Origin of the sequence: Tepidimonas sp., assembly GCF_036824975.1 — a bacterium.
Classification (GTDB): domain Bacteria; phylum Pseudomonadota; class Gammaproteobacteria; order Burkholderiales; family Burkholderiaceae_C; genus Tepidimonas.
Window position 1 is genome coordinate 10416 of record NZ_DAISZC010000033.1, and the last position, 12433, is coordinate 22848.

General features: G+C 65.1%; 8 protein-coding genes and 1 tRNA gene. All 9 read right to left on the minus strand.

Features of this window, described 5'->3' with window-relative positions:
• Positions 1-32: 32 nt before the first annotated feature.
• The 9 genes from rpoC to V7Z54_RS05595 all read right to left on the minus strand — a co-directional run bounded on the left by rpoC (position 33) and on the right by V7Z54_RS05595 (position 12338).
• Positions 33-4226 (minus strand): DNA-directed RNA polymerase subunit beta', encoded by a 4194-nt coding sequence (rpoC, locus tag V7Z54_RS05555; protein ID WP_334134993.1) that lies wholly within the window; start codon positions 4224-4226, stop codon positions 33-35.
• 24 nt (positions 4227-4250) lie between these two features.
• Complete coding sequence (gene rpoB / locus V7Z54_RS05560; RefSeq protein ID WP_334135004.1) at positions 4251-8366, minus strand: DNA-directed RNA polymerase subunit beta; 4116 nt, start codon at positions 8364-8366, stop codon at positions 4251-4253.
• 265 nt (positions 8367-8631) lie between these two features.
• Entirely contained in the window at positions 8632-9006 is a 375-nt protein-coding gene (rplL, locus tag V7Z54_RS05565; RefSeq protein WP_334134995.1) for a 50S ribosomal protein L7/L12, read from the minus strand.
• A 46-nt stretch (positions 9007-9052) separates the two neighbouring features.
• Positions 9053-9553 (minus strand): 50S ribosomal protein L10, encoded by a 501-nt coding sequence (rplJ, locus tag V7Z54_RS05570; protein ID WP_334134997.1) that lies wholly within the window; start codon positions 9551-9553, stop codon positions 9053-9055.
• 275 nt (positions 9554-9828) lie between these two features.
• Positions 9829-10530: a 50S ribosomal protein L1 gene (gene rplA, locus V7Z54_RS05575; protein ID WP_334134998.1), complete on the minus strand. Its 702-nt coding sequence runs from the start codon at positions 10528-10530 to the stop codon at positions 9829-9831.
• A gap of 1 nt (position 10531) precedes the next feature.
• Positions 10532-10963, minus strand: coding sequence for a 50S ribosomal protein L11 (gene rplK, locus V7Z54_RS05580; RefSeq protein WP_334135000.1), 432 nt, complete (start codon positions 10961-10963; stop codon positions 10532-10534).
• Between the two features lie 206 nt (positions 10964-11169).
• Positions 11170-11751: a transcription termination/antitermination protein NusG gene (gene nusG / locus V7Z54_RS05585; RefSeq protein ID WP_334135001.1), complete on the minus strand. Its 582-nt coding sequence runs from the start codon at positions 11749-11751 to the stop codon at positions 11170-11172.
• A gap of 4 nt (positions 11752-11755) precedes the next feature.
• Complete coding sequence (secE, locus tag V7Z54_RS05590) at positions 11756-12136, minus strand: preprotein translocase subunit SecE (protein WP_334135003.1); 381 nt, start codon at positions 12134-12136, stop codon at positions 11756-11758.
• Between the two features lie 126 nt (positions 12137-12262).
• Positions 12263-12338, minus strand: a tRNA-Trp gene (locus V7Z54_RS05595).
• Between the last annotated feature and the right edge of the window lie 95 nt (positions 12339-12433).

The window sequence follows — 12433 nt, forward strand, 5'->3', positions numbered from 1 at the left end:
GGCGGGCCATCCCCTCACGGGCGCACGCCCGCTCAGGCCCCTTCGTCGCCCGCATTGGCCATCGACAGCGCATCCGCTTCGGCGATGGCGCGGCGCTCTTCCTCGTCCATGCGCTCCTTGGCACGGCGCGCCTCGTGGAACGCCATGCCGGTGCCCGCAGGAATCAAGCGGCCGACGATGACGTTTTCCTTCAACCCGCGCAGCTCGTCGCGCTTGCCCATGATGGCCGCTTCGGTCAGCACGCGCGTGGTCTCCTGGAACGACGCGGCCGAGATGAACGAGTCGGTGGACAACGACGCCTTGGTGATGCCCAGCAGCAGGTTGCGGAACGTCGCCGGCGTTTTGCCTGCGGCACGCAGCGCATCGTTGGTGTTGAGGATCTCGGAGCGCTCGACCTGCTCGCCGGCGATGTAGTGGCTGTCGCCGGGGTTCTCCACCTCGACGCGGCGCAGCATCTGCCGCACGATCACCTCGATGTGCTTGTCGTTGATCTTCACCCCCTGCAGGCGATAGACGTCCTGCACCTCATCGACGATGTAGCGCGCCAGCTCTTCGATGCCCAACAGGCGCAGGATGTCCTGCGGGTCGGCCGGGCCGTCGACGATCAGTTCGCCCTTGTTGACGACTTGCCCCTCGTGCACCAGGATGCTCTTTTCCTTGGGCACCAGTTCCTCCCAGACCTTGCCGTCCGGGTCGGTGATCTGCAGCCGCACCTTGCCCTTGGTTTCTTTGCCGAACGATACCGTGCCGGTGATTTCGGCCAGAATGCCCTTGTCCTTGGGCGAGCGCGCTTCGAACAGCTCGGCCACGCGCGGCAGACCGCCGGTGATGTCGCGCGTCTTCTGCCCTTCGACCGGGATGCGCGCCAGCACCTCGCCGGGGTGGATGGCCTGCCCGTCGCGCACCTGGATCAGCGCGCCCACGGGGAAGGTCACCGTCACGGCGTGGTCGGTGCCCGGGATCTTGACTTCCTTGCCCTCGGCGTCGATCAGCTTGACCTGCGGGCGCACCACCTTGGTGGCGCCGCGGCGCTTCGGGTCGATCACCACCAGCGTCGACAGGCCAGTGACCTCGTCGACCTGCTTGGCCACCGTCAAGCCTTCTTCGACGTTTTCGAACTTCACCACGCCGGCGAACTCGGTGATGATGGGGCGCGTCAGCGGGTCCCAGTTGGCCAGCACGGTGCCGGCGCTGACGCGCTGGTCGGGCTTGACCAGCAGCGTGGCCCCGTAGGGCACCTTATGGCGCTCGCGCTCGCGACCGCTGTCGTCGTGGATGACGATTTCGCCCGAGCGGGCAATGACCACCTGCTCGCCCTTGGCGTTGGTGACGTAGCGCATCGTGCTGTTGAAGCCGATGACGCCATTGGACTTGGCCTCGACGCTGGAGGCCACCGCCGCGCGCGACGCCGCACCACCAATGTGGAACGTGCGCATGGTCAGCTGCGTTCCCGGCTCGCCGATGGATTGCGCGGCGATGACGCCGATGGCCTCACCGACGTTGACCAGCCCACCGCGGCCCAGGTCACGGCCGTAGCAGCGCGCGCACACGCCATAGCGCGTCTCGCAGGTCAGCACGGTGCGCACCCGCACCTCGTCGATGCCGGCTTGCTCGATCAGGTCCACCGCATCTTCGTCCAACATCTGGCCCGCGCTGACCAGCACGCGCTGGGTCTCGGGGTCCACCACGTCCTCGGCCGCAGTGCGGCCCAAGATGCGCTCGCGCAGGCTCTCGATGACCTCGCCGCCTTCGACGATGGCGCGCATCAGCGTGCCGTTGCTGGTGCCGCAGTCTTCCTCGGTGACCACCAGATCCTGCGTCACGTCCACCAGCCGGCGCGTCAGATACCCGGAGTTGGCGGTCTTGAGCGCCGTGTCGGCCAGGCCCTTACGGGCACCGTGCGTGGAAATGAAGTACTGCAGCACGTTCAGGCCTTCGCGGAAGTTGGCCGTAATCGGCGTCTCGATGATCGAGCCGTCCGGTTTGGCCATCAGGCCGCGCATGCCCGCCAGCTGCCGGATCTGGGCGGCGGAGCCGCGCGCGCCCGAGTCAGCCATCATGTAGATGGAGTTGAACGACTCTTGCTCGACTTCGTTGCCGTGGCGGTCGATGACCTTTTCCTTCTTCAGGTGCTCCATCATCACCTTGGAGATTTCGTCACCGGCCTTGCCCCAGATATCCACCACCTTGTTATAACGCTCGCCCGCCGTCACCAAACCCGAGGCGTACTGCTGCGCGATCTCCTTGACCTCGGCTTCGGCGCGCTCGATGATGGCGGGCTTTTCCGCCGGCACCAGCATGTCGTCGATGCAGATCGAGATGCCGGCCTGAGTGGCCAGGCGAAAGCCGTTTTGCATCAGCTGGTCGGCAAAGACCACCGTGTCCTTCAGGCCGCAGCGGCGAAACGACGCGTTGATGAGCTTGGAGATTTCCTTCTTCTTCAACGGCTTGTCGATCAGCTCGAACGGCAGCCCCTTGGGCAGAATGCGCGACAGCAGCGCGCGGCCGACGGTGGTGTCGCGCAGCTTGGTCACCGGCTCCAGCGCACCGGTTTCCTTGTTCTTGAGCCACTCGGTCAGGCGCACGCTGATGCGGCTGGTCAGCTCCACGACGCCGGCGGCCAGCGCGCGCTCGACCTCATCGACGTCGGCAAACACCATGCCTTCGCCCTTGCCGTTGATGCGCTCGCGCGTGGCGTAGTACAGACCCAGCACCACGTCCTGCGACGGCACGATGGAGGGCTCGCCGTTGGCCGGAAACAGCACGTTGTTGGACGACAGCATCAGCACGCGCGCTTCCATCTGCGCCTCGATGGACAGCGGCACGTGCACGGCCATTTGGTCGCCGTCGAAGTCGGCGTTGAAGGCGGCACACACCAGCGGGTGCAGCTGGATGGCCTTGCCTTCGATGAGCACCGGCTCGAACGCCTGGATGCCCAGGCGGTGCAGCGTGGGCGCGCGGTTGAGCAGCACCGGGTGCTCCTTGATGACATCCTCCAGGATGTCCCACACCACGGGCGTGCCGGCCTCGACCTCTTTCTTGGCGGCCTTGATGGTGGTGGCAATGCCCATCTGCTCCAGGCGCGCGAAGATGAAGGGCTTGAACAATTCGAGGGCCATCAGCTTGGGCAAGCCGCACTGGTGCAACTTCAGCGTCGGGCCCACGACGATCACCGAGCGGCCCGAGTAGTCCACCCGCTTGCCCAACAGGTTCTGGCGGAAGCGCCCGCTCTTGCCCTTGATCATGTCGGCCAGCGACTTGAGCGCGCGCTTGTTGGCGCCGGTCATGGCCTTGCCGCGGCGGCCGTTGTCCAGCAGGCTGTCCACCGCCTCCTGCAGCATGCGCATCTCGTTGCGCGCGATGATCTCGGGCGCCTTGAGCTCCAGCAGGCGCTTCAAGCGGTTGTTGCGGTTGATGACGCGGCGATAGAGGTCGTTGAGGTCCGAGGTCGCGAAGCGCCCGCCGTCCAACGGCACCAGCGGTCGCAGGTCCGGCGGCAGCACCGGCAGTACCTCCAGGATCATCCACTCCGGCTTGATGCCGCTTTTCTTGAACGCTTCCAGCACCTTCAAGCGTTTGGCGTTCTTCTTCACCTTGGCCTCCGAGCCGGTCAGGTCGTTGCGCAGCTTCTCGATCTCGGCGTCGAGGTCGATGCTGCGCAGCAGCTCCTTGATGCCCTCGGCACCCATCTTGGCGACAAACTCGTCACCATACTCGCGGCGCTTGGCGTCGTAATCGTCCTCGGACATGATGCTGAATTTCTTCAGCGGCGTCATGCCCGGGTCCACCACCACGTAGGCCTCGAAGTACAGCACGCGCTCGATGTCGCGCAGCGTCATGTCCAGCACCAGGCCCAGGCGGCTCGGCAAGCTCTTGAGAAACCAGATGTGCGCACACGGCGCGGCCAGCTCGATGTGGCCCATGCGCTCGCGACGCACCTTGGCTTGCGTGACCTCGACACCGCATTTTTCACAGATGACGCCGCGGTGCTTCAGGCGCTTGTACTTGCCGCACAGGCATTCGTAGTCCTTAATGGGCCCGAAGATCTTGGCGCAGAACAGGCCGTCGCGCTCCGGCTTGAAGGTGCGGTAGTTGATGGTCTCGGGCTTTTTGACTTCGCCGAACGACCAGGAACGGATCTTCTCCGGCGACGCCAAACCGATTTTGATGGCGTCGAAGTGCTCGTCGGGCGTGAACTGCTTGAACAGGTCGAGCAAGGATTTCATGGGGTGCGTCCTCGGTTAGGCTCTTCAGTTGCGTTCCAGCTCGATGTCGATACCGAGCGAGCGAATTTCCTTGACCAGCACGTTGAACGACTCGGGCATGCCAGCGTCAATGGCGTGCTCGCCCTTGACGATGCTCTCGTACACTTTGGTGCGGCCTTGCACGTCGTCGGACTTGACGGTCAGCATTTCCTGCAGCACGTAAGACGCACCGTAGGCTTCCAACGCCCACACTTCCATCTCGCCGAAGCGCTGGCCGCCGAACTGCGCCTTGCCGCCCAGCGGCTGCTGCGTCACCAGCGAGTACGGGCCGGTGGAGCGCGCGTGCATCTTGTCGTCCACCAGGTGGTGCAGCTTCAGGTAATGCATGTAGCCCACCGTGGTCTTGCGCTCCAGCGCATCGCCAGTGCGGCCGTCGTACAGCTGGGCCTGGGTGCGGCTTTCGGTCAGCCCCTTGGCTTTGGCCACCTCGTCTGGATAGGCCAGCTTGAGCATGGCGCGGATTTGCTCCTCGCTGGCGCCGTCGAACACCGGCGAGGCAAACGGCACACCCTTGGTCAGCTCACGCGCCATCGCCACGATTTCGTCGTCCGACAGCTCCTCGAGGTTTTCCTTGCGGCCGGTGGAGTTGTAGATCTTGTCCAGGAAGGCACGGATCTCGGCTACCGCGGCCTGGCGCTCCAGCAGCTCGCCAATGCGCTCACCCAGCCCTTTGGCGGCCCAGCCCAGGTGCACTTCCAACACCTGCCCGATGTTCATGCGCGACGGCACCCCCAGCGGGTTGAGCACGATGTCCACCGGCGTGCCGTCGGCCATGTAGGGCATGTCTTCCACCGGCACGATCTTCGACACCACGCCCTTGTTGCCGTGACGGCCCGCCATCTTGTCGCCGGGCTGCAGGCGGCGCTTGACGGCCAGATAGACCTTGACCATCTTCAGCACGCCCGCGGGCAGCTCATCACCCTGGGTCAGCTTGCGGCGCTTTTCCTCGAACGCCTGATCGAAACGGTGGCGGGTGGCCTCCAGCGCGTTCTTGATCGACTCCATCTGCGCCGCCACGTCGTCGTCGGCCACGCGGATGTCGAACCAGTGGTGCCGGTCCACCTCGGCCAGGTACTCACGCGTAATCACCGTGCCCTTGGCCAGCTTCTTGGGGCCGCCGTTGGCGGTCTTGCCCACCAGCAGCTTCTCCAGCCGGTCGTAGGCGTCGGCCTCGACGATGCGCAGCTGGTCGTTGAGGTCGAGGCGGTAGCGCTTGAGTTCGTCGTCAATGATTTGCTGCGCGCGCTTGTCACGCTGGATGCCTTCGCGCGTGAAGACCTGCACGTCGATTACCGTGCCTTGTGAGCCTTGCTCCACACGCAGCGAGGTGTCCTTCACGTCAGAGGCCTTCTCGCCGAAGATGGCGCGCAGCAGCTTTTCCTCAGGCGTCAGCGTGGTCTCGCCCTTGGGCGTGACCTTGCCCACCAGCACATCGCCCGGCTGCACCTCGGCGCCCACGTAGATGATGCCGGACTCATCGAGCCGGTTGAGCTGCTGCTCCGACAGGTTGGGGATGTCGCGCGTGATTTCCTCCGGCCCCAGCTTGGTGTCGCGCGCCATCACCACCAGCTCCTCGATGTGGATGCTGGTGTAGCGCTCCTCGGCCACCACCCGCTCGGAAATCAGGATCGAGTCCTCGAAGTTGTAGCCGTTCCAGGGCATGAAGGCGATCAGCATGTTTTGGCCGATCGAGATTTCGCCCAGGTCGGTGGAGGCCCCGTCGGCGATCACCGCACCTTTGTGGATGCGCTCGCCCTTCTTGACGATGGGGCGCTGGTGGATATTGGTGTTCTGGTTGGAGCGCTGGTACTTGATCAGGTTGTAGATGTCCACACCCACTTCGCCCGCCACCGCCTCGTCGTCGTTGACGCGGATCACGATACGGGTAGCGTCCACATAGTCCACCACGCCGCCGCGCTTGGCCACCACCACGGTGCCGGAGTCGATGGCGGCGACGCGCTCGATGCCGGTGCCCACCAGCGGCTTTTCGGGCCGCAACACCGGCACCGCTTGACGGGACATGTTGGCGCCCATGAGCGCGCGGTTGGCGTCGTCGTGCTCCAGGAACGGCACCAGCGACGCCGCCACCGAGACGATCTGTGCCGGCGAGACGTCCATGTACTGCACGCGGTCCGGCGTGGTCAGGATCGATTCGCCCTTTTCGCGCGCCGACACCAGCTCGCCCACCAGGCGGCCTTCCGCATCCAACTCGGCGTTGGCCTGGGCAATGATGTACTTGCCCTCCTCGATCGCCGACAGGTAGTCGATCTGGTTGGTCACCTTGCCGTCCACCACGCGGCGGTACGGCGTCTCGATGAAGCCGTACTCGTTCAGGCGCGCGTACAGCGCCAACGAGTTGATCAGGCCGATGTTCGGACCTTCGGGCGTTTCGATCGGACACACGCGGCCGTAGTGGGTCACGTGCACGTCACGCACCTCGAAGCCAGCGCGCTCGCGCGTCAGCCCGCCCGGGCCCAGCGCCGACACGCGCCGCTTGTGCGTGATCTCGGCCAGCGGGTTGGTCTGGTCCATGAACTGGCTGAGCTGGCTGGCCCCGAAAAACTCCTTGAGCGCCGCAGAAATCGGCTTGGAGTTGATCAGGTCATGCGGCATCAGCGGCTCTTGTTCGGCCTGACCCAGGCGCTCCTTGACCGCCTTCTCGATGCGCGCCAAGCCGGTGCGGAATTGGTTTTCGGCCAGTTCACCCACGCAGCGCACGCGCCGGTTGCCCAGGTGGTCGATGTCGTCCACCTCGCCCTTGCCGTTGCGCAGATCCACCAGGATCTTGACCACGGCCATGATGTCCTCGTTGGTCAGCACCATCGGGCCATCCGGCGTGTCGCGCCCGACGCGGGCGTTGAACTTCATGCGCCCCACACGCGACAGGTCGTACGTCTCGGGGTTGTAGAACAGCCGGTGGAACAGCGCCTGCACCGCATCCTCGGTCGGCGGCTCGCCGGGGCGCATCATGCGGTAGATGGCCACGCGCGCGGCAAACTCGTCGGCGGTGTCGTCGATGCGCAGCGTCTGGCTGATGTAGGGGCCCTGGTCGAGCTCGTTGGTGTAGATGCAGGGCAGCTCCTGCACGCCCGCGGCGCGCAGCTTCTTCAGCACGGTCTCGGTCAATTCGTCGTTGGCGCGGGCGATGATCTCGCCCGTGTCGGGGTCGACGATGTTCTTCGCCACCACCCGGCCGATCAAGTAGTCCTCGGGCACGCTGATGTGGGTGGTGCCGGCCTGCTCCAGCTCGCGTACGTGGCGCGCGGTGATGCGCTTGTCCTTGGCCACCACCACGCGGCCGCTGGGGTCGGTGATGTCAAAGCGCGCCACCTCGCCCTTGAGGCGCTCGGGCACGAAGGCCATCAGCGCGCCGCTGTCCATGAGGCGGAAGTGGTCGTTGACGTAGAAGTTGGCGAGAATCGCCTCCGGCGTCAGGCCAATGGCCTTCAGCAGAATGGTGACCGGCATCTTGCGGCGGCGGTCGACGCGGAAGTACAGCAGGTCCTTCGGGTCGAACTCAAAGTCCAGCCACGAGCCGCGGTAGGGGATGATGCGCGCCGAAAACAGCAGCTTGCCCGAGCTGTGCGTCTTGCCCTTGTCGTGCTCGAAAAACACCCCCGGCGAGCGGTGCAGCTGCGACACGATCACGCGCTCGGTGCCGTTGATGATGAAGGAACCCTTGTCGGTCATCAGGGGCACTTCGCCCATGTAGACCTCTTGCTCCTTGACCTCCTTGACCACCTTGGACTGCGGGGTCGAGGCTTCGCGGTCATAAATGATGAGCTGTACCCGCGCGCGTACGGCCGAGGCGTACGTCAGCCCGCGCGTCTGGCACTCGCGCACGTCGAACACCGGCTTGCCCAGCGTGTACTCGACGAACTTCATCTCGACGAAGCCGTTGTGCGACACGATGGGGAACGCCGACTCGAACGCGGCCTGCAAGCCAACCGGCTTGCGCTGACGCGGGGGCACGTCGGCCTGCAGAAACGCCGTGTAGGCATCCTTCTGCATCTGCAGCAGGTAGGGGATTTCCAACACGCTGTCGCGGCTGCCAAAGCTCTTGCGGATGCGCTTGCGTTCGGTGTAGGAGTACTGGGCCATGAGATCTCCGGGCATGAGGTCTGCGGCGACTGGGTGGCGCGCGCCGGCGGCGCGCCGCGGCGGCTTCTTGGCGACCGGCCCCCACCGGTCTGTCGGCTGACGGCCCGCGCGTTGCACACGGGCCCGAACCAAGCGGTCTTGCTGCAGTCGGTATCAGAAGACACGGCAAAACGGCCTGGGTGGGACCGCTTTGCCGTGTGCTCTGCAGGCAGCAAAGGCTGGAGGCCCGCCACAGGCGCTCCAGCCCTCACACGCAGGCAGCGGCTTACTTGAGCTCGGCCTTGGCGCCGGCTTCTTCCAGCTTCTTCTTGGCAGCCTCGGCGTCGGCTTTGGGCATCGCTTCCTTGACGGTCTTGGGCGCGCCGTCGACCAGATCCTTGGCCTCCTTCAGGCCCAGCCCGGTGATTTCGCGCACGGCCTTGATGACGGCCACCTTGTTTGCGCCTGCTTCCTTCAGGATCAGGTCGAACTCGGTCTTCTCTTCGGCTGCCGGAGCGGCCGCGGCACCGACGGCCGCGGGGGCGGCCATGGCGGCGGCGCTAACGCCAAACTTCTCTTCGATCGCCTTGACCAGATCGTTGAGCTCCATCACCGTCATGGTGTCCAGAGCGGCCAAAAATGCGTCTTTATCGAATGCCATGATGTTTTCCTAAAAACGGAACGAATGGGTTACAGGGACCGACGACTCAGGCGGGCTGCGCCTCGCCCTTCTTTTCGGCCAGGGCCGCCACGACACGCGCCAGGCGCGACACCGGCGACTGCATGAGGCCCAACAGTTGCGACAGCAGCACTTCCTTGGACGGAATGCTGGCCAGCGACTTGACGCCCTCAACATCCAGCGCCTTACCGGCATAGACACCGCCGCGCAGGACCATCTTGTCGTTGGTCTTGGCGAACTCGGCCACCACCTTGGCGGCGGCCACGGCGTCTTCCGAGAAGCCGTAGATGAGCGGACCGGTCATCTGACTGGCGGCGACCTCAAAGGGCGTGCCAGCGACCGCGCGCCGCACCAGGGTGTTCTTCAGCACGGCGACTGACACCCCGGCCTTGCGGGCCTCGATACGCAGCTTCGTGAGGTCAGCCACCGTGATGCCGCGGTACTCGGCCATCACCAGCGTCTGCGCTTTGGCGGCAAGGGCCGACACCTCGTCGATGACGGCCTGCTTCTCACTGCGGTTCAGACTCAAGGTTGACTCCTTAAAAACACGACACCTTCAGGCACCGTGCAGCGGTTGCAGCGATCAACCGTTTCTGGAAACCGCCCCGGGAACGCAGCCCGGCATTCGATTCCATCCGCGGCGGGATCGCCATCTGCGCTGGCCGCCGACCCTGGCGGGACGGCATTTAGGCGGGCAAGCCCGCACCAGCGGTCTTGGATGGCTCTGCCGCACCGGTCAATCCGGCCCGGCAGACCCACCAGCAGGGGCGCTGCCAGCGCGTTGGCAACACCCCTTATCCCTTGTTACGACCCGGCGACGATCGTCTGCGGGTCGACACGCACCCCCACGCCCATGGTCGACGACACTGCGACCTTGCGCAGGTACTGCCCCTTGGACGACGCGGGCTTGGCCTTGTTCAGCGCCTCGATCAGCGCCGCCAGGTTACCCTGCAGCTTGTCGGCGTCGAACGAACGGCGCCCGATGGTGGTGTGCACGATACCGGCCTTGTCGACGCGGAACTGCACCTGACCGGCCTTGGCGTTGCGCACGGCGGCCGCTACGTCCGGCGTCACGGTGCCCACTTTCGGGTTCGGCATCAGGCCGCGCGGACCCAGAATCTGGCCCAGCGCACCGACCACGCGCATCGCATCGGGGGCCGCAATCACGACGTCGAAGTCGATATTGCCAGCCTTCACCTGGGCGGCCAGGTCGTCGAAGCCCACAATGTCGGCGCCCGCAGCCTTGGCCTCCTCGGCCTTGGCGCCCTGCGCGAACACCGCCACGCGCTTGGTCTTGCCGGTGCCGTTGGGCAGCACCACCGCGCCGCGCACCACCTGGTCGGACTTACGGGGATCGACGCCAAGCTGCACAGCCACGTCGATCGACTCATCGAACTTGGCGGTCGCGCATTCCTTGACGATTGCCAGCGCCTGCGGCAGCGGATACAGCCGGGTCGGATCGACCTTGCCCTGCAACGCCTTTTGCTTCTTGGTCAGCTTCGCCATCTCACACCCCCTCCACGATGACGCCCATCGAACGCGCCGAGCCGGCAATGGTGCGCACCGCCGCATCGAGGTTGGCCGCCGTCATATCCTTCATCTTGGTCTTGGCGATTTCCTCGAGCTGGGCGCGCGTGATCTTGCCGACCTTCTGCGCATGCGGCTTGGAGGAGCCCTTGTCCAGCTTGATCGCCTTCTTGATCAGCGTCGTGGCCGGCGGGGTCTTGATGATGAAGGTGAAGCTCTTGTCCGCGTAGGCGGTAATCACCACCGGCAGCGGCAGACCGGGCTCCATGCCCTGCGTCTGGGCGTTGAACGCCTTGCAGAACTCCATGATGTTGAGCCCGCGCTGACCCAGTGCCGGACCGATCGGGGGAGAGGGATTGGCCTTACCCGCTGGTACCTGCAGCTTGATAAAGCCGACGATTTTCTTGGCCATGAGTGTGTTTCTCCTGCGAGTTCCAGCGGCCGAACGCACCGGCCTCCTCGCGCCACAGACCTGTCGCTTCGGGGCGCCGCCCCCCACTGCCGCCAGGCCGACGCTGGCAGCGGATAGCCCGCACCATAGGGCGCGGGCGGAAGAATTTTATATTATATCCTGATCGAGTCGTCTGTGCACGCCACCGTGGATCAGCGGCACCGGCGTCACACCTTCTCGACTTGGTTGAAGTCGAGCTCCACCGGCGTGGCGCGGCCGAAGATCGTCACCGACACCCGCAGCTTGCTCTTTTCGTAGTTCACTTCCTCGACGGTGCCGTTGAAGTCGGCAAACGGGCCTTCCTTGACACGCACCATCTCGCCGATCTCGAACTCGACCTTGTGACGCGGCTTCTCGGCGCCTTCCTGCATCTGGCCGATGATCTTTTGCACCTCTTCCTCGGAGATGGGAGTGGGGCGGTTGCGCGCGCCGCCGACGAACCCGGTCACCTTGCTGGTGTTCTTTACCAGGTGCCAGGTGTCGTCGTCCATCACCATCTCCACCAGCACGTAGCCGGGGAAAAACTTGCGCTCGGTGGTGCGCTTGACGCCGTTTTTGATTTCCACCACCTCTTCGGTGGGCACCAGAATGCGGCCAAACTTGTGCTGCATCCCAGCGCGCTGCACGCGCTCCAAGATATTGCGCTCGGCTGCCTTTTCCATCCCCGAATACGCGTGCACCACATACCAGCGCATACCCTCCGCCGGGGCCGCGCTGCCGCCCTTGGGTGCCGAATTCGCGTCCGTCATCTCATCACCTCCAACCCAGAATGAGGCCGTACAGCACCCACTCGAGCAATTTATCGGTCAGCCACAGGAACAGCGCCATCACCACCACGAACGCGAACACATACGCGGTCATCTGGCCGGCTTCCTTGCGCGTCGGCCACACCACCTTTTTGACCTCTTTGACCGCGTCGCGGCCAAAGGCGATGAGCCGCTGGCCCGGCCCTGCCGTCAGGCCCAGCCCGACCGCCAGCGCCAGCGCCAGCAGCAGCGCCGCCCACTGCACCCAGGCGCCGTGGTTCGACAGCAGGTAAAAGCCGACGAAGCCCGCCACGGCCGACGCGACGGCGCCGGCCAGCTTGGCCTTGTCAGCCCCATTGCCGACGGTTTCGACATCCGTTGTGGCCATCGTCCCACACCTCTCGTACGTCACTTGCGCGGCGAGCGCCGCGCTCCAGAAACACAAGCCCGCGGCGGTCCAAAGACACGGGCGGGCTTGAACATCAGGGCCGGTGAAGTCTGGACGTTCACCAGCTGGCAGGGGCAGAGGGAATCGAACCCCCAACCTTCGGTTTTGGAGACCGACGCTCTGCCAATTGAGCTATACCCCTGCAGCGGACGGCCGGCAGGCGCCGACCGACCCGAACCCTGGCCTCACTCGATGATCTTGGTCACGACGCCGGCGCCGACGGTGCGGCCGCCTTCG